The organism is Prosthecomicrobium sp. N25 (assembly GCF_037203705.1).
GTDB lineage: Bacteria > Pseudomonadota > Alphaproteobacteria > Rhizobiales > Ancalomicrobiaceae > Prosthecodimorpha.
Genome location: NZ_JBBCAT010000001.1, coordinates 346,268 through 372,893, shown reverse-complemented (window position 1 = coordinate 372,893; position 26,626 = coordinate 346,268). Strand labels below are relative to the sequence as shown.

27 protein-coding genes are annotated in these 26,626 nt (G+C 70.5%); 14 read left to right on the top strand and 13 right to left on the bottom strand.

What is annotated here, in order from left to right; all coding sequences use genetic code 11:
- Window positions 1-73: 73 nt before the first annotated feature.
- Window positions 74-1,396: an ActS/PrrB/RegB family redox-sensitive histidine kinase gene (locus WBG79_RS01740; RefSeq protein WP_337355386.1), complete on the bottom strand. Its 1,323-nt coding sequence runs from the start codon at window positions 1,394-1,396 to the stop codon at window positions 74-76.
- A gap of 146 nt (window positions 1,397-1,542) precedes the next feature.
- On the opposite strand from WBG79_RS01740, the gene WBG79_RS01735 reads away from it, so the two are divergent.
- The 3 genes from WBG79_RS01735 (at window position 1,543) to WBG79_RS01725 (ending at window position 4,855) form a co-directional block, all read left to right on the top strand.
- A complete protein-coding gene (locus WBG79_RS01735) occupies window positions 1,543-2,292 on the top strand; it encodes an ABC transporter ATP-binding protein (RefSeq protein ID WP_337355385.1) in 750 nt (249 codons plus the stop codon).
- The gene (locus tag WBG79_RS01730) at window positions 2,289-3,131 is read left to right on the top strand and encodes an ABC transporter permease (protein WP_443147392.1); all 843 of its coding nucleotides are present in this window, start codon (window positions 2,289-2,291) and stop codon (window positions 3,129-3,131) included. The genes WBG79_RS01735 and WBG79_RS01730 overlap by 4 nt, the downstream gene beginning before the upstream one ends.
- 374 nt (window positions 3,132-3,505) lie before the next feature.
- Window positions 3,506-4,855: a polyhydroxyalkanoate depolymerase gene (locus WBG79_RS01725; protein WP_337355384.1), complete on the top strand. Its 1,350-nt coding sequence runs from the start codon at window positions 3,506-3,508 to the stop codon at window positions 4,853-4,855.
- Between the two features lie 14 nt (window positions 4,856-4,869).
- Here the strand turns inward: WBG79_RS01725 and WBG79_RS01720 are convergent, their stop codons facing one another.
- The 7 genes from WBG79_RS01720 to WBG79_RS01690 form a co-directional block, all read right to left on the bottom strand.
- Complete coding sequence (locus WBG79_RS01720; protein WP_337355383.1) at window positions 4,870-5,373, bottom strand: GNAT family N-acetyltransferase; 504 nt, start codon at window positions 5,371-5,373, stop codon at window positions 4,870-4,872.
- Window positions 5,370-5,831: an MmcB family DNA repair protein gene (locus WBG79_RS01715; protein ID WP_337355382.1), complete on the bottom strand. Its 462-nt coding sequence runs from the start codon at window positions 5,829-5,831 to the stop codon at window positions 5,370-5,372. The genes WBG79_RS01720 and WBG79_RS01715 overlap by 4 nt, the downstream gene beginning before the upstream one ends.
- Before the next feature lie 76 nt (window positions 5,832-5,907).
- Window positions 5,908-6,405 (bottom strand): cupin, encoded by a 498-nt coding sequence (locus WBG79_RS01710; RefSeq protein WP_337355381.1) that lies wholly within the window; start codon window positions 6,403-6,405, stop codon window positions 5,908-5,910.
- A gap of 59 nt (window positions 6,406-6,464) precedes the next feature.
- Window positions 6,465-7,904: a sodium:proton antiporter gene (locus tag WBG79_RS01705; RefSeq protein ID WP_337355380.1), complete on the bottom strand. Its 1,440-nt coding sequence runs from the start codon at window positions 7,902-7,904 to the stop codon at window positions 6,465-6,467.
- Between the two features lie 159 nt (window positions 7,905-8,063).
- Entirely contained in the window at window positions 8,064-8,372 is a 309-nt protein-coding gene (locus tag WBG79_RS01700; RefSeq protein ID WP_337355379.1) for a hypothetical protein, read from the bottom strand.
- Between the two features lie 120 nt (window positions 8,373-8,492).
- Complete coding sequence (locus WBG79_RS01695; protein ID WP_337355378.1) at window positions 8,493-9,683, bottom strand: methyl-accepting chemotaxis protein; 1,191 nt, start codon at window positions 9,681-9,683, stop codon at window positions 8,493-8,495.
- Window positions 9,684-10,062: 379 nt separating this feature from the next.
- Window positions 10,063-11,592, bottom strand: a complete 1,530-nt coding sequence (locus WBG79_RS01690; protein WP_337355377.1) for a UxaA family hydrolase — start codon at window positions 11,590-11,592, stop codon at window positions 10,063-10,065.
- Between the two features lie 98 nt (window positions 11,593-11,690).
- Here WBG79_RS01690 and WBG79_RS01685 point away from each other — a divergent pair, with 98 nt between their 5' ends.
- Complete coding sequence (locus tag WBG79_RS01685) at window positions 11,691-12,422, top strand: GntR family transcriptional regulator (protein ID WP_337355376.1); 732 nt, start codon at window positions 11,691-11,693, stop codon at window positions 12,420-12,422.
- Between the two features lie 36 nt (window positions 12,423-12,458).
- Window positions 12,459-13,484 carry an aldo/keto reductase gene (locus tag WBG79_RS01680; protein ID WP_337355375.1) on the top strand — a complete coding sequence of 342 codons (1,026 nt, stop codon included), beginning with the start codon at window positions 12,459-12,461 and terminating at the stop codon, window positions 13,482-13,484.
- Window positions 13,485-13,497: 13 nt separating this feature from the next.
- Here WBG79_RS01680 and WBG79_RS01675 read toward each other — a convergent pair whose 3' ends face one another.
- The 3 genes from WBG79_RS01675 to WBG79_RS01665 all read right to left on the bottom strand — a co-directional run bounded on the left by WBG79_RS01675 (window position 13,498) and on the right by WBG79_RS01665 (window position 16,180).
- On the bottom strand, window positions 13,498-14,601 hold the full coding sequence (locus WBG79_RS01675) for a pyridoxal phosphate-dependent aminotransferase (protein ID WP_337355374.1): 1,104 nt from the start codon (window positions 14,599-14,601) through the stop codon (window positions 13,498-13,500).
- Between the two features lie 69 nt (window positions 14,602-14,670).
- Window positions 14,671-15,606, bottom strand: coding sequence for a LysR family transcriptional regulator (locus WBG79_RS01670; protein WP_337355373.1), 936 nt, complete (start codon window positions 15,604-15,606; stop codon window positions 14,671-14,673).
- Between the two features lie 52 nt (window positions 15,607-15,658).
- Complete coding sequence (locus WBG79_RS01665; protein ID WP_337355372.1) at window positions 15,659-16,180, bottom strand: response regulator; 522 nt, start codon at window positions 16,178-16,180, stop codon at window positions 15,659-15,661.
- Window positions 16,181-16,465: 285 nt separating this feature from the next.
- Here WBG79_RS01665 and hemA point away from each other — a divergent pair, with 285 nt between their 5' ends.
- Window positions 16,466-17,749 (top strand): 5-aminolevulinate synthase, encoded by a 1,284-nt coding sequence (gene hemA / locus WBG79_RS01660; RefSeq protein WP_337355371.1) that lies wholly within the window; start codon window positions 16,466-16,468, stop codon window positions 17,747-17,749.
- A 91-nt stretch (window positions 17,750-17,840) separates the two neighbouring features.
- Here the strand turns inward: hemA and WBG79_RS01655 are convergent, their stop codons facing one another.
- Entirely contained in the window at window positions 17,841-18,548 is a 708-nt protein-coding gene (locus WBG79_RS01655; RefSeq protein ID WP_337355370.1) for a sulfate transporter family protein, read from the bottom strand.
- A 78-nt stretch (window positions 18,549-18,626) separates the two neighbouring features.
- The gene (locus WBG79_RS01650; RefSeq protein ID WP_337355369.1) at window positions 18,627-19,082 is read right to left on the bottom strand and encodes a MarR family winged helix-turn-helix transcriptional regulator; all 456 of its coding nucleotides are present in this window, start codon (window positions 19,080-19,082) and stop codon (window positions 18,627-18,629) included.
- A gap of 122 nt (window positions 19,083-19,204) precedes the next feature.
- Here WBG79_RS01650 and hmgA point away from each other — a divergent pair, with 122 nt between their 5' ends.
- The 8 genes from hmgA to WBG79_RS01610 all read left to right on the top strand — a co-directional run bounded on the left by hmgA (window position 19,205) and on the right by WBG79_RS01610 (window position 26,569).
- On the top strand, window positions 19,205-20,533 hold the full coding sequence (gene hmgA, locus WBG79_RS01645) for a homogentisate 1,2-dioxygenase (protein WP_337355368.1): 1,329 nt from the start codon (window positions 19,205-19,207) through the stop codon (window positions 20,531-20,533).
- 1 nt (window position 20,534) lies between these two features.
- Window positions 20,535-21,569, top strand: a complete 1,035-nt coding sequence (locus WBG79_RS01640; protein WP_337355367.1) for a fumarylacetoacetate hydrolase family protein — start codon at window positions 20,535-20,537, stop codon at window positions 21,567-21,569.
- Entirely contained in the window at window positions 21,566-22,207 is a 642-nt protein-coding gene (gene maiA / locus WBG79_RS01635; protein WP_337355366.1) for a maleylacetoacetate isomerase, read from the top strand. The genes WBG79_RS01640 and maiA overlap by 4 nt, the downstream gene beginning before the upstream one ends.
- Before the next feature lie 4 nt (window positions 22,208-22,211).
- A complete protein-coding gene (locus WBG79_RS01630; RefSeq protein ID WP_337355365.1) occupies window positions 22,212-23,165 on the top strand; it encodes an MBL fold metallo-hydrolase in 954 nt (317 codons plus the stop codon).
- Window positions 23,166-23,476: 311 nt separating this feature from the next.
- Window positions 23,477-25,090: an FAD-dependent oxidoreductase gene (locus WBG79_RS01625; protein WP_337355364.1), complete on the top strand. Its 1,614-nt coding sequence runs from the start codon at window positions 23,477-23,479 to the stop codon at window positions 25,088-25,090.
- A gap of 5 nt (window positions 25,091-25,095) precedes the next feature.
- Window positions 25,096-25,296, top strand: a complete 201-nt coding sequence (locus WBG79_RS01620) for a DUF2783 domain-containing protein (protein ID WP_337355363.1) — start codon at window positions 25,096-25,098, stop codon at window positions 25,294-25,296.
- A 53-nt stretch (window positions 25,297-25,349) separates the two neighbouring features.
- Window positions 25,350-25,892 carry a VOC family protein gene (locus WBG79_RS01615; protein ID WP_337355362.1) on the top strand — a complete coding sequence of 181 codons (543 nt, stop codon included), beginning with the start codon at window positions 25,350-25,352 and terminating at the stop codon, window positions 25,890-25,892.
- A 65-nt stretch (window positions 25,893-25,957) separates the two neighbouring features.
- The gene (locus tag WBG79_RS01610; protein ID WP_337355361.1) at window positions 25,958-26,569 is read left to right on the top strand and encodes a Uma2 family endonuclease; all 612 of its coding nucleotides are present in this window, start codon (window positions 25,958-25,960) and stop codon (window positions 26,567-26,569) included.
- Window positions 26,570-26,626 lie beyond the last annotated feature (57 nt).

Here is a 26,626-nt window from a genome sequence, read left to right as displayed (position 1 = left end):
AACAGCCGTCGCAAGATTCATGGTTCGGTTCGGTGAAGTCATGGCTTACGCGGGGCCCCGCGCCGCGGATCGGTCAGGGCGCGTCCTCCCCGACCTCCATGGCGGCGCGCGGCCAGGTGATGCGGATCACGGCGCCGGACTCCGGGGGCTTGCGGTTGGCGCAGACGACGCGCGCCCCGGAGCGCTTCAGGAGCGTCTTGGCGATGAAGTAGCCGAGGCCGAGGCCGCCGCCGACCTCGTCGGGGTCGCGGGGCGCGGAGCGGTCGCGCGTGGTCACGTAGGGCTCGCCGATGCGGTCGATGACCCCGGGGGCGAAGCCGGGCCCGTCGTCCGCGATGGTCACCACCACCTCCCGGGCGTCCCATTCGGCGGTGATCTCGACGCGGCCCTTCGCGAAGTCGACGGCATTCTCGACGATGTTGCCGAGGCCGTACAGGATGCCTGGATCGCGGCGGCCGACCGGCTCCTCGCCGGCCCGGGCGACGCGGCGGACGACGATCTCGACGCCGAACTCGCGGAGCGGCGAGACCACCTCCTCGAGCAGGCTCGAGAGCGGCATGCGCTCGTAATAGGCGTCCATGCCGGTGGCGAGCGAGGTCAGCTTCTGCAGGATCTCCCGGCAGCGCTCCGACTGGCTGCGCAGGAGGGCGATGTCGTCGGCGATCGGCGAGCCCTGCGGGATCTCGCGCTCGAGCTCCCGGGTGACCACCGCGATGGTGCCGAGTGGCGTGCCCAGCTCGTGGGCGGCGGCGGCGGCGAGGCCGTCGAGCGCGGTCAGGTGCTTCTCCCGCTGCAGCACGAGCTCGGCGGCCGACAGGGCCTCGGCGAGCTGGCGGGCCTCCTCGGCGACCCGGAAGGCGTAGCTGCCGGAGAAGACCACGGTGGAGACGAGCGCGAACCAGAGGCCCGCCACATAGAGGGGTGGCAGGACCGGCACGGGATCGCCCGCCCAGGGCAGCGGCCAGTGGACCAGGGCGAGGCCGGTCGCCATGGCGGCGACCAGGGCGCCGAGCAGCATGGTGGAGCGCGGCGGGAGCGTCGCGGCCGAGACCATGACCGGGGCGAGCAGGAGGAGCGCGAAGGGGTTGGCGAGGCCGCCGGTGAAGAAGAGCAGGCCGGAGAGCTGGACGATGTCGTAGGCGAGCAACCCGGTCGCATAGGGGCCGTCGAGCCGGTGCGTCGGATCGAAGAGGACGCGCAGCAGGATGTTGAGGACAGCCGAGACGGCGATCAGCGCGGAGCACCAGGCGAGCGGCAGCTGGAACTCGAGCAGGTAGCGCACGATCAGGATGGCGGCGGCCTGGCCGCCGAGGGCCAGCCAGCGCAGCTTCACCAGCGTCGCGAGCTTGAGGCTGCGGGCGGGCGATTCGCGCGGGTCGGCGAGCGTGACGTGCATGGGGGCCTTCGGGGCCGCCCGGGTCCGCGACGGGTTTCCGGCGGGCGGGGGCGCCCGTATATATGCCCGGGGCGCCGCGCCCGTGCCAGGGCGGACCCGCGCGACCAAACCGCCCGTCCCCGAACACCGAGAACCGGGAAGCGCCGATGACGTCCCCCGCCGTCGAGGTCACCGACCTGGTCAAGGTCTATCGCTCCACGCGCGCCGTGGACGGCATCTCGTTCTCGGTCCCGCGGGGGGCCGTGGTGGGCCTGCTCGGCGGCAACGGCGCCGGCAAGACGACCACGATCGGCATGATCATGGGGCTCGTGTCGCCGGACGGCGGCCGCATCCGGGTGCTCGGCCGGGACATGCCGCGGGAGCGCTACGCGGTGCTGGAGCGGATGAACTTCGAGAGCCCCTACGCGGACATGCCGCACCGGCTGACGGTGCGCGAGAACCTCACCGTCTTCGGCCGCCTCTACGCCGTCAGCGCACTGCCCCGCCGCATCGACGAGCTGGTCGCCGCCTTCGACCTGGGGTCCTTCGTCGACCGCAAGGCCGGGCAGCTCTCGGCCGGGCAGAAGACGCGGGTGGCGCTCGCCAAGGCGCTCATCAACAGCCCCGACGTCCTCCTGCTCGACGAGCCGACCGCCTCGCTCGATCCGGACACCGCCGACTGGGTGCGCAGCCGCCTGGAGGCCTACCGGGCCGAGACCGGCGCCGCGATCCTGCTCGCCTCCCACAACATGCCGGAGGTGGAGCGCCTGTGCGACACGGTCGTGATCATGCGGGCCGGGCGGATCGTCGACCGCGGCCCGCCGGCGGAGCTCGTCGCGCGCTACGGGCGGACGAACCTCGAGGAGGTCTTCCTGGACGTCGCCCGCGGCCGGGCCCGGTCGGAGGAGCCGGCATGACCGGCCGCGACCTCGAGCGGCGCGCGGCCGTCCGCGACCCGGCCCGCTTCTCGCCGGCGCGGGTCGGCGCCATGGTGCTGCGCCACTGGTACCTGCTGCGCTCCTCCTGGCCGCGCACGATCGAGCTCGTCTACTGGCCGACCGTGCAGATGCTGACCTGGGGCTTCGTGCAGAGCTACATCAGCCAGAAGTCCAGCTTCTTCGCGGGGGTGGCGGGCACCTTCATCGGGGCGCTGCTGCTCTGGGACATCCTGCTGCGCAGCCAGCAGGGGTTCACCTTCGCGTTCCTCGAGGAGATGTGGGCGCGGAACCTCGGCAACGTGCTGATGAGCCCGCTCAGGCCCTCCGAGTTCCTGGTCTCGCTCGGGGTGGCGAGCCTGATCCGCCTGGCGGTCGGGATGGTGCCGGTCGTGCTGCTCGCGATGCCGATCTTCGGCTACAACCTGTTCGGGCTCGGCTTCGGGCTCGCGGTCTTCTTCGCCAACCTGATGCTCATGGGCTGGTCGCTCGGCATCGTCATCTGCGGGCTCCTGCTGCGCCAGGGCATGGGGGCGGAGAGCATCGCGTGGTCGCTGATGTTCCTGGTCATGCCGATCACCTGCGTCTACTACCCGGTCACCACGCTGCCCGCCTGGGTCCAACCGCTCGCCTGGGCCCTGCCGTCCACCTACGTGTTCGAGGGGATGCGGGCGATCGTCATCGACCGGACCTTCCGGGCCGACCTGATGATCGAGGCCTTCGCGATGAATGTCGCGTATGGCGCGGCGGCGCTGGTCGCCTTCTACCGGCTGCTCGACTCCGCCCGCGCCAACGGCTCGCTCCTGCAGACCGGCGAGTGACCGTCCCGATACGTTCGGGGAAAATCATGTGACATTCTCGCAACCGCACAAGATACGGACTGGACAAGTCTTTCGCCGGCTGTTCCCATGAATGCCCGGCGCGACCGAGCGTCCGTGCCGGGTTCCCGGGCCTGCGCGTCCGCGGAACAGCTTCTTTCCTGCGACGTTTATCCTACCCGCGCGGTCGCGGCGGCGCGGGCCCGACGGCGGTGCGGCAGGCACGGAAGTCACAGGATGCCGGGTCGGTGCTAACCCCGACCTTAAGCTACCTTGTGAATTGTACGATGACTCTGCATCGTACAGCCCGGGTTAAGGAATGCAGCCGCATCATGGTTGCCGTCAGGGGCGACCGGCATCAGCGTGAGGGACGATCCGTGTTCTATCACCTCTACGAGCTGAACCACGCAGCCCTGGGCCCCTTCCGGGCGGCCGCCGACGTCACCAAGCTCTACTTCCAGAACCCGCTCAATCCCTTCACGCACACGCACATCGGTCGATCGATGGCGGCGGCCTGCGAGCTCTTCGAACGCTCGACGCGGCGCTACGGCAAGCCGGACTTCGGCATCAAGACCACGCTCGTCGGCGGAACGCGGGTGCCGGTCACCGAACGCGTCGTGTGGGAGCGGCCCTTCTGCCGGCTCGTCCACTTCGAGCGCGCGATCCCGGAAGGCCGGCGCCGCGACCCCAAGGTCCTGCTCGTCGCGCCGATGTCGGGACACTACGCGACGCTGCTGCGCGGCACCGTGGATGCGCTGCTGCCCCGCCACGAGGTCTACATCACCGACTGGGTCGACGCCCGCATGGTGCCCTTGGCTGAGGGCAGCTTCGACCTCGACGACTACATCGACTACGTCATCTCGATGATGCATGCGCTCGGCGGCGAGACCAGCGTGATCGCGGTCTGCCAGCCGTCCGTGCCGGTGCTGGCCGCCGTCTCGGTCATGGAGAAGCGGGAAGACCCCTACATTCCCCCGGCGATGATCCTGATGGGCGGGCCGATCGACACCCGCATCTCCCCGACCGCGGTCAACAACCTGGCGGCCGAGAAGGGCCTCGACTGGTTCCGCCGGAACGTCATCATGCAGGTGCCCTTCCCGCATGCCGGCTTCATGCGGGCCGTCTACCCGGGCTTCCTGCAGCTCGGCGGCTTCATGTCGATGAACCTCGACCGGCACATGACCGCCCACAAGGACTTCTACCTGCATCTGATCAAGGGCGACGGCGATTCGGCGGAGAAGCACCGGGACTTCTACGACGAGTATCTCGCCGTGATGGACCTGACCGCCGAGTTCTACCTGCAGACCGTCGACACCGTCTTCATCCGGCACGCGCTCCCGCAGGGCCAGATGATGCACCGGCACGAGCGCGTGGACCCGTCGGCGATCCGAAACGTGGCTCTGCTCACGGTCGAAGGCGAGTTGGACGACATCACCGGGATGGGCCAGACGCAGGCCGCCCACCGGCTCTGCAGCAACATTCCGGACGACCGGCGGGCCGACTACGTCCAGCAGGGCGTCGGCCACTACGGCGTCTTCAACGGCTCGCGCTTCCGCTCCGAGATCGCGCCGCGCATCACGGACTTCGTGCTGACGCACCACCAGGCGCGCGCGAAGGCGGCCCGTCCGGCGGGTCGTCCCGCCGCGAAGGCCGCACCGGAGGCAGTCCCGGCGGCTCCGACCCCGCCGAAGCGCGGCGGGCGTCCGCCCATCAGCCTGGTGCGCTGAAGACGCCCCCGGGGTCACGCCCCGGCGGCGAGGTCCTTCTCCAGGAAGATCGTGCCGGCGACGGGGGTGTCGTAATAGGCCTCCGTCGTCGTGAACCCGTGCCGCGCGTAGAGCGCCAGCGCGCCGGTCATGCTCGGCAGCGTGTCGAGCAGCATGGCGCGATAGCCGATCCGGCGGGCGGCAGCGAGCACGGCGGCGACGAGCGCCTCGCCGACGCCGAGACGGCGCGCTTCGGGGACCACGTAGAGCCGCTTCATCTCGCAGGTGCCGTCCGGCGCGAAGGGGCGGAGCGCGACGCAGCCGAGCGCCGCGCCGTCGCGGCCGCGGGCGAGCAGGAGTTCGCCCGCCGGGGGCGCGTACTTGCCCGGCATCCCGGCCATCTCGGCCTCGAAGCCCTGGTAGCCGAGGTCGATCGGCAGCGAGGCCGCATAGGCGCGGAAGAGGGCCACGGCGGCGGCGAGATCCTCGCCGCCGCGGACCGCCAGGACCGTGAAGGGGGGATCCGGCGCCGTACTCACTCCAACGTCTCCGGATCGGCCAGGCCGTGCAGGCGGAGCGCCGCGGCACGCGCGATGCGGATCGTCATGGCCTTGCGGGTGGCGGCCGCCAGCCGGTGCTCCGGCGCCTCCCGCAGGATCTCGGCGCCGTAGTCGTCGGCGACGATCAGGCCGCAGTCGGCGGGGAAGATCTCCTGCGGGACCCGCGGGCTGGTGGCGAAGTAGAGCCGGTCGGCGTGCAGCCGGTAGAAGGGCCACTTGGCATCCGTCCGGAAGTCCTCCACCGAGGACTTCACCTCGACGATCAGGATCGAGCCGTCATCGCCGAGCGCGACGACGTCGGCGCGGCGGCCGGAGGCGAGCGGCAGTTCCTCCACGCAGGCGAGGCCCAGCCGGCGCAGATGTCGCTTGACGCCGCGCAGGACGAGGCGGGTCTCCTCGGGGCGGCTGGGCATGTCGGCGAGTCGGAGCGCGGTCATGCAGTCCAGAGTGCGCCGGCGCGCGCCGGGCGGCAAGACAGGGCAGGTACCCCGGGGGGCGCCCGGGGACTGGCGGTCAGGCGGTCCAGGCCGAGACGAGCGGGCCGTCGGGGCCGAAGATCGGGTCGGAGGGCGGGCGGTCCGCACCGGCCTCGCGGGGCCCCGGCTCTCCTTCGCGCGTGATCCCGGGGTCCTGGCCCGGCGGGTAGGCGCCGACGACCAGGAAGTCGACGTCGCGTTCCAGGCACTTGTGGCCGACGCCGGCGGGGATCACGACGGCGTCCCCGGCCGCGACCTCGGCGACGACCCCGCCCTCGCCGCCGAACTGGACGCTGGCGCGGCCGGCCGCCACCCCGAGAACCTCGTGGGCGCCGGCATGGAAATGGTGAAAGGCGAGGATGCCGTTGCGCCAGCTGCCGGTCCAGCCGTTAAGGCGGAAGCGGTCCTCGAAAGCGCGGGCGAGGTCGCCGGACGGATCGGCGAGGATGTTCCGGTAGAGCACCAGGGGAAGTTCGGAGTTCGGGATGTCGCCGTTCCTGGGCAGGACGTGCGTCTCGATCGGCGTGGCGGTCATGGGGGGCTCCGGACGGGCGGGGCCACCGAACCCCGACCCGGCCGGCCTTGTTCCCCCGATCAGCGGAAAAAGACGAGCGTGACCAGCACGAAGAGGGGCACCAGGATGGCGCCCGACCACGCCATGTAGCCGAAGAAGCTCGGCATCTTGACGCCCCGCTCCTCGGCGATCGCCTTCACCATGAAGTTCGGCGCGTTGCCGATGTAGGTGTTGGCACCCATGAAGACCGAGCCGCACGAGATCGCCAGCAGGGTGAGGGCGAGCGGCCCCATCAGCGTCTCGGCGTCGCCGCCGGCGAGATTGAAGAAGACCAGGTAGGTCGGCGCGTTGTCGAGGAAGGACGAGAGGATGCCGCTCATCCAGAAGTACATGACGTTGTCGGGGCTGCCGTCCGGGTGCGTGACCAAGGCGATCAGCGGCGCGAAGACGCCGTCCCGGCCGGCGCGCAGCATGGCGATCACCGGGATGATGGTGACGAAGATGCCGGCGAAGAGCTTGGCGACTTCCAGGATCGGGCCCCAGTTGAAGCCGTTCGCCTCGCGCAGCGTCCGGGGCGTGATGGCCAGGGAGACGAGGGCGAGCCCGACCAGGATCACGTCGCGGGCGAGGTTCTGGAGTTCCACATGGGTGCCGAAGACGTCGAAGGAGACGCCCGGCTTCCAGGATCCGGAGAGAAGCACCGCGCCGACGACCCCGGCCAGGAGCACGAAGTTGACCTGGCCCTGGATGCCCATCCCCTTGGTGTCCGGGGTGGGGTCGCGCAGCGCCCGGAACTCGTGGTCCTTGCGGTAGAACCAGCTGTCGAGCGCGTAGAAGACCGCCAGCAGGATGACGGTGCAGAAGGCCATCTCGTGGACCATGTGGCTGGTGGTCCAGAAGAAGCCGACGCCCTTCAGGTAGCCCAGGAAGAGCGGAGGGTCGCCGAGCGGGGTGAGCGAACCGCCGATGTTGGAGACCAGGAAGATGAAGAAGACGACGACGTGGACGTTGTGCCGCCGCTCGTCGTTGGCGCGCAGCAGGGGGCGGATCAGCACCATGGAGGCCCCCGTGGTGCCGATCAGGCTCGCCAGAAGGGTGCCGATGGCGAGGATGCCGGTGTTGAGGCCCGGGCTGCCGTGCAGGTTGCCGGTGACCAGGATGCCGCCCGAGACGGTGAAGAGTGCCCCGAGGAGGATGACGAAGGGGATGTACTCGAGCAGCGCCGTGTGGGCGACCTGGTAGCCGGAGGCCGGGGCGCCGTGAAGGAGGCCGTAGGGCACCACGAAGGCGAGCGCCCAGGCGGCGGCGACCTTGCCGAAGTGATGGTGCCAGAAATCGGGTGCGGCCAGCGGCATGACCGCGATGGAGAGAAGGATGCCGACGAAGGGGACGGCCCAGAGGATCGAGAGATCGGCGCCCCGGATCTCGTAGGCTCCTGCCGCGGCGGCCGGCGTGGCCATTCCGGCGGCGAGGAGCACGAGGGCGGGGACGGCGAGGATCCTGGCGATCCGTAAGGTCATGGCGGCCTCTGTGGTCGGACTCGTCGCCCCACCGATAGCGTCCGCGGCTCCCCGACGCCAGTCAAACCGAGAGCTGGATTTCGATTTCCGCCCGCCACGAACGAAAAGGACCGGGGTGTGCCCGGTCCTTCCGCGGATGAGCCTCCGGCGAGCCGTCGCTCAGCCGCAGATCCTGTCCTTGTGGACGCGGCCCCATTCGTCCTGCCATTTGTAGACGCGGCAGCCCGGATAGACCGGACCCTGGTAATAGACCTCGCCCGGCGCGTAGTAGACGCCCGGCGGCGGCGCGTAGCGGGGGTAGGCCGGCTGCGCGGCCGCGATGGCGGCCCCGGCGATGACGCCACCCACGATACCGATGCCGAGGCCGCAGCCGAGGCCACAGCCGGCCTCGGCCGGAGCGGTGCCGGCGAAGGCCAACGCGGTGGCGGCGATCAGGCCGCCGGCCACGACCTTCCTGAACTCCATCATGATCCAACTCCCGTTCCTGTCCCCGAATCCCGCCGCACGAGGCGGCCGGGACCCGATCAGCCGTGGATGACACGCGATTGTGCAATCATTCGGGCCGTTGCCCCCCGGCACCCCGAAGAATCAGGCGAGCATGCGCTCCATCTGCGCGAGGTTCTGGAGCGCGGTCGCGGAGGCGGCGTCCATCGCCATGTAGGAGTCGATGGCCTTGCCGATGTCGCCCGCGCCGGCGAACTGGACGACGCGCAGGCCCTCGCGGGACAGCACTTCCGCATCCTTGCGCAAGGCCCGGAAGGCCTCGGTGTCGGCGGCCGGTCCGGAGAGCGTGTCGAAGCCCGGTCCGAACGGCTGCACGCGCTGCCCGTAGCTGCGGGGGTCGACGGCGACGAGCCCGACCAGGCACTCCGCGAGTTGCTGCTTCCAGAGCATGTGGTCGGCGCGCAGGCGGCGGGCCGCGTGGTCGGGCACGCCGGCGGCCTCGCCCTGCGAGAGCAGGCCGGAGATGAGATGCTCGGCCTTGCGGATCGACTCGGCGGCCGACTTCGAATCGGTCTCGTTCTGGGCGGCCAGCCGGGCGATCTCGGTGAGGTTCCGGGCGATCGAATCGGTGGCCGACTGCTGGTCCGTGAGCATGTGGGTGATGGAGGAGATCTCCTCCTTGACCCCGTCCACGCAGGAGCGGATGCCCTGCATGTCCTGGACGACCTGGTTGAACGTTTCGGTTCCGTCCTTGACCTTGGCACCGCCCTGCGCCATGGCGGCCAGCATGTCCTGCATGACCTGGGTCAGGGTCGCGAGCTGCCCGCGGATCAGCTCCGTCGTCTTGGAGGTCTCCTCCGAGAGTGCCTTCACCTCGGCGGCGACGACGCCGAAGCCGCGCCCCGCCTCGCCGGCGCGCGCCGCCTCGATGGTGGCGTTGAGGGCGAGCAGCTTGGTCTGGCTCGAGATTCCCTCGATCTCCTTGGCGAAGCCGCCGATGTTGGCGATGGCGCCGCCCAGCATCTGCATGCGCTGGTCGAGCCCCGAGAAGGACTCGGAGATGTCCGCCATGGCACGGCCGGCGGAGGCCGCCCGGGAGACGCCGTTGGCCACGATCGTGTGGGCCTCGGCCGACCGATCGTAGGCGTTGGCGCTCAGGCTCGCGATGTTCTGGATGGTCCGGGCCATCTCCTCGACGGCACCCGAGATCGCTACGGTCTCGCCCGAGAGCTTCCGGACGTTGCCGTTGGACCACGCCATCAGGCAGAGCAGTTCGCTCAAGCTGACGGACTGGTCGACCGCGCGGCCGAACCACTCGACCAACGTCGCCTTCACGCTCGACAGCTCGGCAGATACTCCGGAAGACTTCTTCAATTCTTCCTGTAATTCCGCGAGCTTCGTCAAGGCAGCTGCGTTCCCTGCATCGGAAGCGGCATCCGAACCCTGCTTCCAGAAACCAGCCAACATCAAGATTCTCCCCAGAGACGCGAGGTTCGTCTATCCCAATCGTGATATACCGACATTAACATTCCGTATCCGTTCGGGTTTACCGCTTCGGTAGGGAACTAAACGCGGCACGCCGGTTTTTTGCAGCGCACAACGTCTCCGGTATTGCAGAAGTTACGCTTGGTTAGATCCTTCGGATTTCTGATATTCCAGATAGCATTCCTCTAGGAGAGACTCGTGATGCGAATAGGTTAACCAATGATGAAATTCACATGGTCGCGCCGATCTGCCACGGGACGAACTCGTTGTCGCCGTAGCCCAGTTCCTCCGACTTGGAGCGCTCGCCCGACGCGATCGCCAGGACACGGTCGAAGATCTCGCGCCCCTTGTCGTCGATCGACACGCCGTCGAGGATGTCCCCGCAGTTGATGTCCATGTCGTCGATCATCCGGGTATAGATGTCCGTGTTGGTCGCCAGCTTGATGGACGGAGTCGGCTTGCAGCCGTAGGCGGAACCACGGCCGGTGGTGAAGCACAGGATGTTGGCGCCCCCGGCCACCTGGCCGGTCGCCGACACGGGGTCGTAGCCGGGCGTGTCCATGAAGACGAAGCCCTTGGCGTCGACGCGCTCGGCATATTCGTAGACGTTCCGGAGGGTCGTCGTACCGCCCTTGGCGGCGGCGCCGAGCGATTTCTCCAGGATGGTGGTCAGGCCGCCGGCCTTGTTGCCGGGCGAGGGGTTGTTGTCCATCGACCCGCCGGCCTTGGCGGTGTAGTCCTCCCACCAGCGGATGCGCTCGACCAGCTTCTCGCCGACCTCGCGGGTCGCGGCGCGGCGGGTCAGCAGGTGTTCGGCGCCGTAGATCTCGGGCGTCTCGGACAGGATGGCGGTGCCGCCGTGGGCGACCAGCAGGTCGGCGGCGGCGCCCAGCGCCGGGTTGGCGGTGATGCCGGAGTAGCCGTCCGAACCGCCGCACTGAAGGGCGAGCATCAGTTCGGACGCCGGCACGGTCTCGCGCTTCGCCCGGGCGGCGACCGGCAGCATCTCGCGGATGCGGGCGACGCCCTGCTCGATGGTCTTGCGGGTGCCGCCGGTGTCCTGGATGGTCATGGTCTGGAAGTGGTCGCCCTCGGCGATCCCGTATTCCTGCTTCATGCGGCCGATCTGGAAGACCTCGCAGCCGAGGCCGACGAGGAGCACGGCCGCCACGTTGGGATTGGAGGCGTAGCCCCACTGCGTGCGCTTCAGCACCTCGAAGCCCTCGCCGGAGGCCGCCATGCCGCAGCCGGTGCCGTGCACGAAGGGGACGACCCCGTCCACGCTCGGGAACTCCTCGAGAATCCCGGACCGGTTGATCGCCTCGGCCATGTAGCGGGCGACGTGGGCGGAGCAGTTCACGCTCGACAGGATCGCCACGTAGTTGCGCGTGCCCACCTTGCCGTCGGGCCGCCGGAAGCCCTCGAAGGTGGCCCGGGCCTCGACGGGCAGGATCTCCTCCGGGCGGGCCTCCGACGCGAAGGCGTAGTCGCGCGCGAAGGCCTGGAACGCACAGTTGTGCGAATGAACATGGTCGCCGGGCGCGATGTCGGCGGTGGCGAAGGCGATGATCTGCCCGAACTTGACGACGGGCGCGCCGGCCGGCATCGGCACGGTCGCCATCTTGTGTCCGCGCGGCACGCGGGCCCGGGCGGTCACGCCGGCCACGGCGGCGCCGGTCTCGATCGTGTCGACCGCGACAACCACGGTGTCCTGCGGCTGAAGGCGGATGAAGCGCGGGGTCGTCAGCGGGCGCGACATGGAATTCGTCCTCGAAGGTTCCGAAAAAGGGGCCGGGCCGGAGGCCTGCCGGCCGTTGACGTGCTACCACGACCGGCTAACATGCTACAATGCAAATCATGGAAGGCGACCCGCCGGCCGACGTCGCGGGGACGACGGACTACCCGTTCCTGGGCCCGCTCGGCCTCGCGGGACGCGGCGGCACCACCGACAGCGTGCAGGCGGCGCTCCGGGAGGCGATCGTCGCCTCCGACCTGCCGCCGGGCGCGTCGATCAACAAGCACGCCATCTGCGAGCGGCTGGGCGTCTCGCGCTTCCCGGTCTCGGAGGCCCTGGCGCGCCTGCAGGCGGAGGGGCTGGTCGAGATCCTGCCCCAGCGCGGCACGCGGGTCACCCGGATCCGGCTGCGCGACGTGCGCGAGGCGATGTTCATCCGCAGGGCGCTCGAGACGGAGGGCGTCAGGGTGCTGGCCGGCCGGCTCGGGGCCGAGCGGCGGGCGGAGATCGACCGCAACCTGCGCTACCAGGAGACCGCCGTGGCGGCGCAGGACCACCGCGGCTTCCACCGGCTCGACCTGGAGTTCCACGCGCTGCTCATCGACGCGCTCGGCTTTCCGCGCGTGCCCGGCCTCGTGGAGACGGCGCGCGGCGGGCTCGAGCGGGTGCGGCGCATGCTGTCGACCGCGTCGCGGCTGCCGGAGGTGCTGCACGAGCACGCGGCGATCTGGACCGCGCTGACGGCGGGCGACGGCGCCGCCGCGGCCGCGGCGATGCGCCGGCATCTCGACCGGGTGGTGGACGACCTCGTCCGCTTCGGGGAACGGCATCCCGGCGTGGTCGACCCGGACTGAGCAACGACACGAAACGAGACCCCTGGGAGGAGATCGATGCAGACCCGGACCTTCACGACGCGCTCGGGCGCGACCATCGCGTTTCCGGAGCTCGGCTTCGGGACGGCGCCGCTCGGCAACCTCTACCGCGCGCTGTCCGAGGAGGCCGCGCAGGCGACCTTGCGGGCCGCCTGGGAGGCCGGCTGCCGCTACATCGACACCGCCCCGCTCTACGGGCTCGGGCTCGCCGAGACGCGGGTCAATCATTTCCTGCGCGGGCGCGCCCGGCAGGACTATGTCGTCTCCACGAAGGTCGGACGGGTGCTGAAGGTCTGTCCGCCGGCGGAGCGGACCGGCCAGGGCAAGTTCTTCGACACGCCGTCGCGGCGCGAGATCTACGACTATTCGCACGACGGCGTGCTCCGCTCCTTCGAGGACAGCCTGGAGCGGCTCGGCATCGATTCGGTCGAGATCCTGTTCTGCCACGACGTGGACATCTTCACGCACGGATCCAAGGAGGCCTCCGACCGGCGCATCGCGGAGTTCATGGCGGGCGGCTACCGGGCGCTCCTCAGGCTGCGCGAGGAGGGCGTGGTCAAGGCGATCGGCGCGGGGATCAACGAATGGCAGGTGGCGGAGGCGATGGCGCGGCAGGGCGACTTCGACCTGTTCCTGCTCGCCGGCCGCTACACCCTCCTGGAACAGGAGAGCCTCGACAGCTTCCTGCCGCTCTGCGAGGAGCGCGGCATCGGGATCGTGCTCGGCGGCCCCTACAATTCCGGCATCCTGGCCACGGGACCGCGGCCCGGGGCCTTCTACAACTACGATCCCGCGCCCCAGCCGATCCTCGACCGGGTCGGGCGGATCGAGGCCGTGTGCCGGGCGCACGGGGTCGGGCTCGCGGAGGCGGCCCTGCGCTTCCCGCTGCACCATCCCGCTGTCGTGTCGGTGATCCCCGGGGCGCAGACGCCCGACGAGGTGACGCGCAACGTCCGCACCCTCGGGGTCTCGATCCCGGCCGCGCTCTGGGCCGACCTCAAGGCCGAAGGGCTGCTCAGGGCGGACGCCCCGGTTCCGCGCTGACCGCCGCCGCGGCTCAGCCGCGCGCGGCGGCGAGCGCGGCGGGCAGCTCCGCCTCGAAGACGTCGAGGTCGGCGGCCGGGCCGCAGCCGACGCGGATGCAGCGGTTCTGCGGGGCGACGGCGGGCATGCGGACGAAGACGTCGCGCTCGACGAGGGCGGCCAGGACGCGGCGGGCGAACTCGCCGTCGCGGCCGCAGTCGATCGCCACGAAGTTGGTGGCCGAGGGCAGGGCCGCGAGCCCGCTGGCGGCGGCGATCCGGGCGATGCGCGAGCGGGCCGCCTCCACTTCGGCCCGCACCCAGGCGAGGTGGCCGGCATCCGCCAGCGCCGCCAGGGCGCCGGCCTGGGCCACCCGGTTCACCCCGAAATGGTTGCGGATCTTGTCGAAGGCGCGGATCACCCCGGCCTCGCCGATCGCGTAGGCGACCCGCAGGCCGGCGAGCCCGTATGCTTTCGAGAAGGTGCGGAAGCGCAGGACGTTCGGGTCGGCGGGGTCGATCGGCGGCAGCGTGCCCTCGGGGGCGAACTCGCCGTAGGCTTCGTCGAGGCACAGGAGCGCCCCTTCCGGCACGCCGCCGATCATGCGCCGGACGGTGGCCGCGTCCCACCAGGAGCCCATGGGGTTGTTCGGGTTCGAGTGGTAGACGAGCTTCGCGCCGGTCCGGCTGGTCTCGGCGAGGAGCGCCTCGGGATCCTCCCGGTCCCCAGTGAAGGGCACGGTGCAGAGCCGTCCGCCGAAGCCGGCCACATGGAAGTTGAAGGTCGGGTAGGCGCCGAGCGAGGTGACGACCGCGTCGCCGGGCTCCACGACGAGGCGGACCGCGAGGCCGAGGAGCCCGTCGATGCCCTCGCCGACCACGACGTTCTCCGGCGCCACGCCGTGGTGGCGGGCCAGGGCGGCCTTCAGGTCGTGGTTCTCGGGATCGCCGTACTTCCATCCCTCGGCGGCGGCCTCCGCCATGGCGGCGACCGCGCGCGGGGACGGGCCGAAGCCGTTCTCGTTGGCGCCGATGCGGGCCCGGAAGGGCCGACCCCGGCGGCGCTCCTGGGTCTCGGGGCCGACGAAGGGCACCGTCGCGGGAAGGCCGGCGACGAGCGGCGTGTAACGGGGGCTCATGGGGCGACCTCGCCTGGACTGCGGACGGCCTGCCTTTAGCCGATCCCGCCAGGAAATGCAGCCGCCGGGTCAGGCCGGCTCGCGCAGGGCCGTGCGGCGCGCCTCCAGGGCGGCCTTCGCGTGCTCGGAGAAGACCGTCATGGCGAGGCTGGGCGTCCGGCCGGCCCCGGCCATGACCACCAGCCGGTCGACCGCCACGTCCGGGTCGGACAGGGGCACGAGCACGAGGCTGCCCTCGGCCAGCTCCGCCTCGATGCCGACGGGGGTCTGGAAGGCGACCACCTGGCCCCGGCGCGCGAGGGCGGCCATGTGGCGCAGCGAGTCGCTCTCCAGCCGCGGACGCAGGGCCCGGCCGAGGCGGGCGAGCGCCGGGTCGACGGCGGACCTGAGGCTCAGCCCGCGCTTCGGCAGGGCGAGCGGCTCGCGGGCGAGTTCCGCCATCGTCAGGCTCGCGCGCCGTGCCAGGGGATGGTCCGGCCGCATCAGCGCGCCGATCCGGAAGGCCTCCTCGTGGAGGACCCTGAGGGTGGGGCTCGGGTCGGGGTTGAACGAGAAGGCGACGTCGGCGTCGCCGTCGGCGACCAGGCGCGTGACCGCCTCCGAGCCGGCCACCGTGGTGACGATCTCGATGCCGGGAAACTCGATCCAGAAGCGGGCGAGAATGTCGGGCAGGACGTTGACGCTGACGCTCTCGACCGTGGCCACGCGCACCCGGCCGCGCTTCAGCCCCCGGAAGGCGTCGAGCTCGGCGGCGACCTCCTCGTAGCTGCCGACGATCTCGTTGAGCGAGCGCAGCAGCACGGTCCCCGCCTCGGAGAGCCGCAGCCCGCGCCCGACACGCTCGAAGAGCTCGAGGCCGAGCTGGGCCTCCAGGAGGAGGATCTGCCGGTTGACCGCGGAGGCGACGATGTTCAGCTCGCGCGCGGCGCCGCGGATCGAGCCCGCCGCCGCCACGGCGACGAAGTAGCGGTAGGCGGAGGAGAGGATCTGGGTCTCGCGCTGCATGGGAGGCCAGCGTAGCGCGGGGCGGCACGGCGCGCGAGGGCGTCGGCCCGTCTCAGGCCGCGACCTCCTGCTGGTCGACGGACGGGCCGCGCTGGCCGGCCGGCTTGGATTCCCAGATCTTCTGGCGGTTGCGCACCTTGCGGGGGGCGGGGCCGAAATAGGTCGGGGTCTTCACGAACTCGCGGGGCTGCAGGATGACGCTCGCCACGCGCTGGTAGAGCGCCTTGGCGGAGATCGGCTTGCACAGGAGTTCGTGGATGCCGAGCTTGCGGGCCTCCAGGATGCGGCTGCGCTCGGTGTGGGCCGTGACCATGATGACGGGCACGTACGCGAAGGGGTTCTGCGGGTTGCGGATCATGCGCACCATGTCGGCGCCGTCCAGGATCGGCATCACCCAGTCGAGGATCAGGATGTCCGGGTTGGCGCGGTCCATCGCCTCCAGGCCCGACGCGCCGTCCTCGGCCTCGACGATCCGGCGCGCGCCGAAGCCCTGCAGCATGGTGCGCAGGATCGTGCGCATGTAGGCGCTGTCCTCCACCACGAGGAAGGTGAGCGACGACAGGTCGAGATTCACGTCCGGGCCTCCATGGCCGCATGGTGAAGGACAGGGGTGAAGAATGGGTTGCGGGCGCAGGGTGCGGGGCGCGGCGCGGGGGGCCCGGGCCGCGGCTGCGGCGGATGGGCGCTTCGCCCTGGGAGCCGCCCCAACACCGCCACTTGATCATGGTCAATGCGCGCCAGACTCTTTAAAGGCTTTACAATGTAGCGTGGCCGGAGAGGGGTGACGCTGCGGTATCCCCGCAGGGTCGAGAACCGGCCGGGACAGTGGTCCGCGACGGACCCGCACGAGGACGGACGCATGAACTACGACGCGATCTTCGAGACGGCCGTTGCGGCCCTCAAGGCCGAGAAGCGCTACCGGGTCTTCGCCGATCTCGAGCGCATCGCCGGGCGGTTCCCGCACGCGATCTGGCGCCGCGGCGCCGAGGCCCGGGACATCGTCGTCTGGTGCTCGAACGACTATCTCGGCATGGGGCAGCACCCGGCCGTGGTGGGCGCCATGGTGGCGGCCGCGCAGACGATGGGCGCCGGCGCGGGCGGCACGCGCAACATCTCGGGCACGAACCACCCGCTCGTGGAGCTCGAGGCCGAGCTCGCCGACCTGCACGGCAAGGAGGCGGCGCTCACCTTTACGTCCGGCTTCGTGTCGAACGAGGCGGCGATCTCGACGATCGCCCGCATCCTGCCGAACTGCCTCATCGTTTCCGACGAGCTGAACCATGCCTCGATGATCGAGGGCATCCGGCGCTCCGGCTGCGAGAAGAAGGTCTTCCGGCACAACGACCTGGCGCATCTCGAGGAGATCCTGGCGGCGGCCGGCAAGGACCGGGCGAAGCTGATCGCCTTCGAATCCGTCTATTCGATGGACGGCGACGTGGCCCCGATCGCCGCGATCGCGGACCTCGCCGACCAATACGGCGCGCTCACCTACATCGACGAGGTGCACGCGGTCGGCATGTACGGCCCGCGCGGCGGCGGCATCTGCGACCGCGAGGGGCTGATGCACCGCATCGACGTGATCGAGGGCACGCTCGCCAAGGCCTTCGGGGCGCTCGGCGGCTACATCACCGGCAAGGCCTCGCTGATCGACGCCGTGCGCTCCTACGCGCCGGGCTTCATCTTCACGACCGCCCTGCCGCCCGCCGTGGCAGCGGCCGCGACCGCCTCGATCCGCCACCTCAAGGCCTCCTCGGCCGAGCGCAAGGCGCACCAGCGCCAGGCGAACCGCGCCAAGGCGGTGCTCGCCGCCGCCGGCCTGCCCGTGATGCCGAGCGAGACCCACATCGTGCCGGTGCTCGTTGCCGACCCGGACCTGTGCAAGCGCGCCTCGGACATGCTGCTCGAAGAGCACGGCATCTACATCCAGCCCATCAACTATCCGACCGTGCCGCGCGGCACGGAGCGCCTGCGGATCACGCCGACGCCGTTCCACGACGACGTGCTGATCGCGAAGCTCCGGGATTCGCTCGTTTCTGTGTGGAAGGCGCTCGGGCTGCCGCTGTCGGGGCCGACGCAGGTGACCTCCGCGGAGGAGCCCGAGGTGCCGGTCACGCGCGTCGCCCTCACCCGTTCGGGCGGCTGAGAGCAGGCGCCCTCCCCCGCCCCTTCGCGGGTGTCCATCGGTCTCGGCCGCCCCAGGGGCGGCTGTTTCCTTTTCGGAGGACCCACGCCGCTCAGGCCGCGGGCCGCGAGCCGGTCAGCGCCTTGGCGACATGGACCATGAAGGCGGTCGCGAAGAGCGGGGTGACGAAGTTCAGCACCGGCACGGACAGAACGCCGGCGATCACCACGCCGCCGAGGAAGACCGTGAAGCCGTTCTCCTCGCGCAGGGCGCGGGCGGCGTCGGGGGGCATCAGGCGGGACGCGGCCATCTGGAAGTATTCCCGGCCGAGCAGGTAGCCGTTGCCGACGAAGAAGGCGACGAGGTTCACGCCGGGGACGAGCAGCAGCACGAGCGCCAGCACGTTCACGGCGACGACGGCGAGCGTGAAGCTCAGCGTGCCGGCGATCGACGGCCAGAGGGGCATGGGCCGGCCCGGCGGGTCCTGGGGATAGCGGGTGCGCTCGACGGTGTCGGCGATCTCGTCCAGGAAGAAGCCGGCGACGAGGGACGTCACGGGGGCGATCAGGAGCGACAGGCCGACGAAGAGCAGGAGGCCCGACAGGATGCCGGCCGCCGTCGTGAAGGCGTCGTAGTACCAGGGGGTGTCGACCGGGTAGGCGGCCGCGAACCAGGCGGCGAGCGCGGCGAGCGCACGGGTGCCGGCCGCCCAGAGGATCGCCAGCACCAGGAGCGTGATGCCGATCGACTTCAGCAGCACGGTGCGGAACGGCGGCGAGAAGGCCTCCGAGAAGGCCCGCGCGGCGGCGGGGATCAGCATGGGCTCGGGCCTCTCCGGCGCGGGGGGACGGAGGCGCTCAGATAGCGACGCGGGACCTCGGCGGCAAGGCGCGGGGCACTACCGGCGGTCGCCGAGCAGGATGCCGACCGCGCGCACGAAGGCGGCGCGGTCCTCCGGGGTCAGGGCCGACAGGAGCCGCGCCTCGTAGTCGAGTGCGAGCGGCACGATCTCGGCGAAGAGCTTGTGGCCCTTGCGGGTGAGGCGCAGCTCGACGAGGCGGCGGTCGGCCGGGTTGACCTTCTTCTCGATCAGGCCGACGCTCTCCAGGCGGGCGGCGGCGCGGCTGACCTTGGACTTGTCCATGTCGACGCGCTCATGGATCTCGCGCACGGAGACGTTCCGGTTCTGCGCCAGGTGGGCGATGACGCGCCATTCGGGGATCGAGATGCCGAAGCGGGCCTCGTACACGCCGGCGAGCTCGCGGCTCGTCCGGCTCGCCAGCACGTTGACGAGGTAGGGAAGGAAGCTGTCCAGATCGAGGCCCGGGGCCGGGGCGGGCGCGGGTTCAGGCATGCGTTGACATTCGTTTCATTTGAGATGATACGTGTTTCGACGAGTATGAGACGACCTTTCGCTCCATGCAAGCGGACGGCGCGCGGGAGCGGGACGGATCGGGAGCGAGGAGGGCTCTCACCATGACACTCGGCTACATGCCGGGCTTCGGCAACGACTTCGAGACCGAGGCCCTGCCCGGGGCCCTGCCCCAGGGCCAGAACTCGCCGCAGCGCTGCGCCTACGGGCTCTATGCGGAGCAGCTCTCCGGCTCCCCCTTCACGGCGCCGCGCGGCACCAACGAGCGCTCCTGGCTCTACCGGTTGCGGCCCTCGGTGCGGCACACGTCCCGGTTCCGCCGCATAGAGATGCCGTTCTGGAAGACGGCGCCCCACGTGGTCGACCACGGGCTGCCGCTCGGGCCCCTGCGCTGGGATCCGGTGCCGATCCCGGCCGAAAGCCTGACCTTCGTGACCGGCATGCGCACCATGACGACGGCGGGCGACGTCTACACCCAGGTCGGCATGGCGGCGCACGTCTATCTCGCGACCGCGCCGATGGTCGACGAGGTGTTCTTCTCGGCGGACGGCGAGCTCCTTGTGGTGCCAGAGACGGGCCGGCTCCTGTTCGCCACCGAGCTGGGGCGGATCGAGGTCGGGCCGGGCGAGATCGCGGTCCTGCCCCGGGGACTGAAGTTCCGGGCCGAGCCGGTCGGCGGACCGTCGCGCGGCTATGTCTGCGAGAACTACGGCGCCAAGTTCACCCTGCCGGATCGCGGGCCGATCGGGGCCAACTGCCTCGCCAACCCGCGCGACTTCAAGACCCCGGTCGCCTGGTACGAGGAGAAGGACACGCCGACCCGGGTGATCGTGAAGTGGTGCGGGCAGTTCAACGCCTGCGAGATCGGCCACTCGCCGCTCGACGTGGTCGCCTGGCACGGCAACTACGCGCCCTACAAGTACGACCTCAGGACCTTCTCGCCGGTCGGCGCCATCCTGTTCGACCATCCGGACCCGTCGATCTTCACGGTGATGACCGCGCCCTCGGGCGAGGCGGGGACGGCGAATATCGACTTCGTCATCTTCCCGGAACGCTGGATGGTGGCCGAGCATTCGTTCCGGCCGCCCTGGTACCACATGAACATCATGAGCGAGTTCATGGGGCTCATCTACGGCCAGTACGACGCCAAGGAGACCGGTTTCGTGCCGGGCGGCATGAGCCTGCACAACTGCATGCTGCCGCACGGGCCCGACAAGTCGGCCTTCGACAAGGCGAGCCACGCGGACCTGAAGCCCGTAAAGCTGACCGGCACCATGGCGTTCATGTTCGAGACGCGCTTCCCCCAGCAGCTGACCGACTTCGCCGCCACCCTCCCGGGCCTGCAGGACGACTACGCGGACTGCTGGACCGGCCTCGACAAGAATTTCCGCGCCGACCGCCCGGTCTGGCCCGACCCGTCGGAGACGCGCTGACATGAAACTCGCCACCCTCAAGGACCGCACCCGCGACGGCCAGCTGGTCGTGGTCTCCCGGGACCTGACGCGCTGCGTCTCGGCTCGGCCGATCGCCGCGACGCTGCAGGCGGCGCTCGACGACTGGGCGCATGTGGGACCCCGGCTCGCCGATCTCGCCCACGACCTCGAACTCGGGGCGCTGCCGAGCCAGCGCTTCCACGAGCACGACGCGCTGTCGCCGCTGCCGCGCGCCTACCAGTGGGCAGACGGGTCGGCCTATGTGAACCACGTGGCGCTGGTGCGCCGGGCGCGCGGGGCCGAGATGCCGGAGAGCTTCTGGACCGATCCGCTCGTCTACCAGGGCGGCTCCGACACGTTCATCGGGCCGCGCGATCCTGTCCGGCTCGGCTCAGAGGACTGGGGCATCGACCTGGAGGCCGAGGTGGCGGTCGTCACCGACGACGTGCCGCAGGGCGCCACGCGGGAGCAGGCGGCCGCCGCGATCCGGCTCGTCATGCTGGTCAACGACGTCTCCTTGCGCAACCTGATCCCGGCGGAGCTCGCCAAGGGCTTCGGCTTCTTCCAGTCGAAGCCGTCCTCCGCCTTCTCGCCGGCGGCCGTGACGCCGGACGAGCTCGGCCCGGCCTGGGACGGCGGCAAGGTGCGGCTGCCGCTCCTCGTCAGCCTGAACGGCAAGCCGTTCGGTCGGGCCGACGCGGGCGTGGACATGACGTTCGACTTCCCGGCCCTGATCGCGCACGCGGCGAAGACCCGCGCGCTCGGCGCGGGATCGATCATCGGGTCGGGCACGGTGTCCAACCGCGACGCGGACGGCGGGCCGGGCAAGCCGATCACCGAGGGGGGCGTCGGCTATTCGTGCCTCGCCGAACTCCGGACCGTGGAGACGATCCGGGACGGGCAGCCGAAGACGCCCTTCCTGCGCTACGGCGACACGGTCCGGATCGAGATGAAGGACGCGAAGGGGCACTCGATCTTCGGGGCGATCGAGCAGACGGTGTCGCCGCTCGTCGATCCGGCGGAGGGCGAGGCATGAGCGATCCGCTGCTGATCGGCTACTGGCGCTCGTCGGCCGCCTACCGGGTGCGGATCGCGGTCGCCCTCAAGGGGCTGGAGCCGCGCCACGCCTATGTGCACCTGCGCAAGGGGGAGCAGCGCGGGGCCGACTATCGGGCGCGCAACCCGGCCGGGCTCGTCCCCATGTGGGAGGACGACGGCCTGTCGCTGGCGCAGTCGCTCGCCATCATCGAGTACCTGGACGAAAAGTATCCGGGGCCGCCGCTCCTGCCCGAGCGTCCGGCCAATCGGGCGGTCGCGCGCGAGATCGCGCTCACCATCGCGTGCGACATCCACCCGCTCGGCAATCTCCGCGTTCTCGATAAGCTGACCGAGGACTTCGGCGCGGACGCGGGCGCGCGGGCGGCGTGGATCCGGCACTGGATCGGCATCGGGTTCGCGGCCGTCGAGGCGCGGCTCGCCGGCTCGGCAGGCCGGCACTGCGTCGGCGACGAGGCGGGGCTCGCCGACATCTTCCTCGTGCCGCAGGTCTACAACGCCCGGCGCTGGGAGTTCGACCTCTCCCCCTTCCCCCGGATCGTGGCGGCCGACGAGGCCGCCCGGGCGCTGCCGGCCTTCGTGGCCGCGGCCCCCGAGAACCAACCCGACGCGGAGTGAGACCATGAGCGGAAAAGCCTTCGCGTCGACCGGCGACATGGCCGAAAAGACGATCTCCTTCACGGAGGTCGGCCGGGACCTCTACGCCTTCACGGCGGAGGGCGACCCGAACACGGGCGTGATCGTCGGCGACGACAGCGTGATGGTGGTGGACGCGCAGGCGACGCCCCTGATGGCCCGGAAGGTCATCGAGAAGATCCGGACCGTCACCGACAAGCCCATCAAGTACGTGGTGCTGTCGCACTACCATGCGGTGCGGGTGCTCGGGGCCTCGGCCTATGGGGCCTCCGAGATCGTCGCCTCGGAGACCTGCCGGGCGATGATCCAGGAGCGCGGGCAGGAGGACTGGGATTCCGAGTTCGGCCGCTTCCCGCGGCTCTTCCGCGGGCACGAGTCGATCCCGGGCCTGACCTGGCCGACCCTCACCTTCGGCCGCCGCATGACGGTCCACATGGGCCGGCGCCGGGTGATCCTGCAGTGGCTCGGCCGCGCCCACACGGCGGGCGACATCGTCGCCTGGGTGCCGGACCAGGGCGTGATGTTCACCGGCGACATCGTCGAATACCGCTCCGCCTGCTACTGCGGCGACGGCCACTTCCAGGATTGGCCCCGCACGCTGGACGCCATTGGGCGCTTCGCCCCGAAGGCGCTCTCGCCCGGCCGCGGCGACGCGCTGGTGGGCGAGGCCAAGGTCAGGGAGGCGATCGAGCTGACGCGCGACTTCCTGTCCTCCACCTACCGGCCGGTCGCCGAGGTGGCGCTCGGCGGGGGCTCGCTCAAGGAGGCGATGGCGGCCTGCCGCGCCGCCTGCGACCCCAAGTTCGCGTCCTACGCCATCTACGAGCACTGCCTGCCGTTCAACGTGGCACGCGCCTACGACGAGGCGCTCGGCATCGACACCCCGCGCATCTGGACCGCCGAGCGCGACCGCGCCATGTGGGCGGCCCTGCAGGGGTGATGCGGGAGCCTTTGCTGGGCCGTCCCTGCACTGCGGTGACTGCGCGGCGTGCGATCTGGAGGACATGAAAGGCCAGGGTCGCGATCTCGACGGGCAGCATTCCAGGCCTCGGTTGCGGCTCGCCAATGGGTCCCGGCTCGATGGCCGGGATGACACCTGTGGTTCGACAGTCGTCTCCGGCGAGATTGGGCCTGCGGAACTGGCCGGTCCGGCGAATCGGGTTGGAGTGCAGCGAGGCGGCTCGGGTGGACCAGCCGCCGCCAACACGAGACCGCCGAGCAACGGCGGCGCACAGGCAGGGAGGGTCGCGCATGACGAAGATCTTCGAAGTCCCGCTCTATCCCTACCGACGGTCGGCGGACCAGGACGCCGCATCGCCGGTGCGCCGGCCGGTGGTGGTGGTCGGGGCCGGGCCCGTCGGGCTCTGCGCCGCGATCGACCTGGCGCTCCACGACGTGCCGGTGGTGGTCCTCGACGAGAACGACAAGGTGAGCTGGGGCTCGCGGGCGATCTGCTTCGCCAAGCGCCCGCTCGAAATCCTGGACCGGCTCGGCTGCGGCGACCCGATGGTCGACAAGGGCGTGGTCTGGAACCTCGGCAAGGTCTATTTCCGCGACCGGCAGGTCTACAGCTTCAACCTCCTGCCCGAGGACGGCCACAAGCGGCCGGCCTTCATCAACCTGCAGCAATACTGGTTCGAACAGTATCTGGTCGACCGGGTGCGGGCGCTGCAGGCGGCCGGCAAGCCGATCGAGATCCGCGGCGGCAACCAGGTCCTGATGGTGCGCGCGGACGAGCGCGGGGCGCACCTGGCTGTGGACACGCCGGACGGGCCCTACAAGCTCGACTGCGACTGGCTGATCGCCTGCGACGGCGCCGGCTCGCCGATCCGCACCATGATGGGCCTCGACTTCGTCGGCCGCGTCTTCGAGGACAACTTCCTGATCGCCGACGTGGTCATGGCGGAGAGCCCCGACTTCCCCGTCGAGCGGCGATTCTGGTTCGACCCGCCGTTCAACCCGGGCCAGTCCGCTCTCCTGCACAAGCAGCCTGACAATGTCTGGCGCATCGACCTGCAGCTCGGCTGGGCGATCGACAAGCGCGAGGAGGCGAAGCCGGAGAGGGTCATCCCGCGGCTCAAGGCGTTCCTGGGCGAGGACGCGGCGTTCGAACTGGAGTGGGTGTCGATCTACACCTTCCAGTGCCGGCGCATGGAACGGTTCCGGCACGGGCGGGTGATCTTCGCGGGCGACAGCGCCCATCAGGTCTCGCCCTTCGGGGCGCGCGGGGCCAACTCGGGCATCCAGGACACCGACAACCTCGTCTGGAAGCTGAAGCTCGTGCTCGACGGGACGGCCCCGGAGAGCCTGCTCGACTCCTACGATGTCGAGCGCATCCACGGGGCCGACGAGAACATCCTGAACTCGACCCGGGCGACCGACTTCATCACGCCCAAGTCGGAGACGAGCCGGCTCTTCCGGGACGCCGTGCTCGACCTCGCCGAGCAGTTCCCGGCGACCCGGCCGCTCGTCAACTCCGGCCGGCTTTCGGTGCCCTGCACCTATGACGGATCCCCCCTCAACGGACCGGACTGCCCGCTGATGCCGGCCCGGACGCGCCCGGGATCGCCCGCCGTCGACGCGCCCGTGGGATCGGGCTGGCTCCTCGACCGGCTCGGCGGGCGCTTCCAGCTGGTCACCATCGACGCGGAGGCGCCGGCGCGGCTGGAGATCGCCGGGATCGCGGTCGAGCGGCTCGCCCTGTCGGCCGCGGACGATCCCGCCGGGCACCTCGCCGCCCGCTATCTCGGCCTCGCCCACTCGGCCGTCTACCTCATGCGGCCCGACCAGCACGTGGCCGCCCGCTGGGAGACCTACGAGGCCGGCGCGGTCGCGGCGGCGCTCCATCGCGCGATCGGGAGGTGAGCGCCATGGCGAAGCTCGTGACCACACCCAACATCGACGGTCCGGACGACTTCTACGCTGAGCTGCTGGCGGCCCACCAGGGCCTCGACAAGGCCGAGAGCGACGCCTTCAACGCGCGCTTGATCCTGCTCATGGCCAACCACATCGGGGATCGCGAAGTCTTGCGCGAGGCGCTGGCCGCGGCAGCCCGGAAACTGAGCGCGTGAGCGACCGGGTGCGGGACACGGCGCGAGAACGAGACCGCAAGGGAGTGACGGCCATGAAGATCGAGCAGATCCACCACGTCGCCTATCGCTGCAAGGACGCCAAGGAGACGGTGAACTGGTACGTGAACAACCTCGGCATGGACTTCGTGCTGGCGATCGCTGAGGACCGGGTGCCGTCGACGCACGAGCCGGACCCCTACATGCACGTGTTCCTGGACGCCGGGAACGGCAACGTGCTCGCCTTCTTCGAGCTGCCGACAAAGCCCGAGATGGGGCGCGACCCCAACACGCCGCCCTGGGTGCAGCACATCGCCTTCAAGGTGAAGGACCGCGAGACGCTCCTCGCCTACAAGGCGCGGCTCGAGGCGAACGGGATCCCGGTGCTCGGGGTCACGGACCACTCGATCTTCCACTCCATCTACTTCTTCGACCCGAACGGCCACCGCATCGAGCTCGCCTGCCCGGACCCTGAGGAAGACGCGATGCTGAAGCGGCTCGACGCGGTGAAGTGGGACATGCTGGAGGAGTGGTCGCGGACCAAGAAGGCGCCGAAGCACGCCGACTGGCTGCACCGGAAGGAGTTCGAGAAGGCCTGAGCGGAGGCCCCCCGGGGCGGCGGCGGCGCCTTGCCGGGCCTTCGCCCCATGCTATCCTCATTCCCATGAACGCCCGCACGATCATCGCCGCCGACGGACTGCCGCGCCGCGCCTTCACGGTCGCGGACGTGGAGCGCATGGTCGAGGCCGGGGTGATCGGGGAGGACGAACGGGTCGAGCTCGTCGACGGGGAGCTGATCCCGATGTCGCCCAAGGGTAACAGGCACGAAATCCTGAAGACGGCGCTCCTGATGGACTGGGTGCCCAGGCGTCCGAAAAGCGTGCTGCTCGCGGTCGAAACGACGCTCCGGCTGTCCGGCGACACCTATCTCGAGCCGGATATCCTGCTGTTCCGTCGATCGGTTGGGTTCGGACGGCTCAACGGGCCCTCGGTCCTCCTCGCCGTCGAGATCGGCGTTTCGTCCCTCGGCTACGACCTCGGCCGTAAGGCGGCCGTCTACGCCGCGTTCGGCGTGCCCGAGCTCTGGGTCGTGGACGCCGCGCGGTTGGTGGTCCACATTCACCTGCAGCCGGGACCGGAAGGGTACGGGTCGGTCACGCCCCGGACGGCGGGCGACCTGATCGTGCCCCGGCTCGTGCCGGATCTGACGCTCCGGCTCGCGGATCTCGACCTCGACGAACTTGCGGATCCGGATCTCGACCGCGACGAGGAGTGAGGGCGGGGCCCCTGGCCACGTGACGCCCGTTCCCTTCCCGCACCTCGCCTGCTAGAA

Bases quoted from the DNA above. Each gene is read 5' to 3' on its own strand.
- WBG79_RS01620 (WP_337355363.1), top strand. From the start codon at position 25,096: ATGGCGAAGCTCGTGACCACACCCAACATCGACGGTCCGGACGACTTC.
- WBG79_RS01610 (WP_337355361.1), top strand. From the start codon at position 25,958: ATGAACGCCCGCACGATCATCGCCGCCGACGGACTGCCGCGCCGCGCC.
- WBG79_RS01670 (WP_337355373.1), bottom strand. From the start codon at position 15,606: ATGCAGCGCGAGACCCAGATCCTCTCCTCCGCCTACCGCTACTTCGTC.
- WBG79_RS01680 (WP_337355375.1), top strand. From the start codon at position 12,459: ATGCAGACCCGGACCTTCACGACGCGCTCGGGCGCGACCATCGCGTTT.
- WBG79_RS01630 (WP_337355365.1), top strand. From the start codon at position 22,212: ATGAGCGGAAAAGCCTTCGCGTCGACCGGCGACATGGCCGAAAAGACG.
- WBG79_RS01730 (WP_443147392.1), top strand. From the start codon at position 2,289: ATGACCGGCCGCGACCTCGAGCGGCGCGCGGCCGTCCGCGACCCGGCC.
- WBG79_RS01625 (WP_337355364.1), top strand. From the start codon at position 23,477: ATGACGAAGATCTTCGAAGTCCCGCTCTATCCCTACCGACGGTCGGCG.
- WBG79_RS01650 (WP_337355369.1), bottom strand. From the start codon at position 19,082: ATGCCTGAACCCGCGCCCGCCCCGGCCCCGGGCCTCGATCTGGACAGC.
- hemA (WP_337355371.1), top strand. From the start codon at position 16,466: ATGAACTACGACGCGATCTTCGAGACGGCCGTTGCGGCCCTCAAGGCC.
- WBG79_RS01675 (WP_337355374.1), bottom strand. From the start codon at position 14,601: ATGAGCCCCCGTTACACGCCGCTCGTCGCCGGCCTTCCCGCGACGGTG.
- WBG79_RS01615 (WP_337355362.1), top strand. From the start codon at position 25,350: ATGAAGATCGAGCAGATCCACCACGTCGCCTATCGCTGCAAGGACGCC.
- WBG79_RS01685 (WP_337355376.1), top strand. From the start codon at position 11,691: ATGGAAGGCGACCCGCCGGCCGACGTCGCGGGGACGACGGACTACCCG.
- WBG79_RS01690 (WP_337355377.1), bottom strand. From the start codon at position 11,592: ATGTCGCGCCCGCTGACGACCCCGCGCTTCATCCGCCTTCAGCCGCAG.
- WBG79_RS01715 (WP_337355382.1), bottom strand. From the start codon at position 5,831: ATGACCGCGCTCCGACTCGCCGACATGCCCAGCCGCCCCGAGGAGACC.
- WBG79_RS01700 (WP_337355379.1), bottom strand. From the start codon at position 8,372: ATGATGGAGTTCAGGAAGGTCGTGGCCGGCGGCCTGATCGCCGCCACC.
- WBG79_RS01710 (WP_337355381.1), bottom strand. From the start codon at position 6,405: ATGACCGCCACGCCGATCGAGACGCACGTCCTGCCCAGGAACGGCGAC.
- WBG79_RS01735 (WP_337355385.1), top strand. From the start codon at position 1,543: ATGACGTCCCCCGCCGTCGAGGTCACCGACCTGGTCAAGGTCTATCGC.
- hmgA (WP_337355368.1), top strand. From the start codon at position 19,205: ATGACACTCGGCTACATGCCGGGCTTCGGCAACGACTTCGAGACCGAG.
- WBG79_RS01705 (WP_337355380.1), bottom strand. From the start codon at position 7,904: ATGACCTTACGGATCGCCAGGATCCTCGCCGTCCCCGCCCTCGTGCTC.
- WBG79_RS01640 (WP_337355367.1), top strand. From the start codon at position 20,535: ATGAAACTCGCCACCCTCAAGGACCGCACCCGCGACGGCCAGCTGGTC.
- maiA (WP_337355366.1), top strand. From the start codon at position 21,566: ATGAGCGATCCGCTGCTGATCGGCTACTGGCGCTCGTCGGCCGCCTAC.
- WBG79_RS01655 (WP_337355370.1), bottom strand. From the start codon at position 18,548: ATGCTGATCCCCGCCGCCGCGCGGGCCTTCTCGGAGGCCTTCTCGCCG.
- WBG79_RS01740 (WP_337355386.1), bottom strand. From the start codon at position 1,396: ATGCACGTCACGCTCGCCGACCCGCGCGAATCGCCCGCCCGCAGCCTC.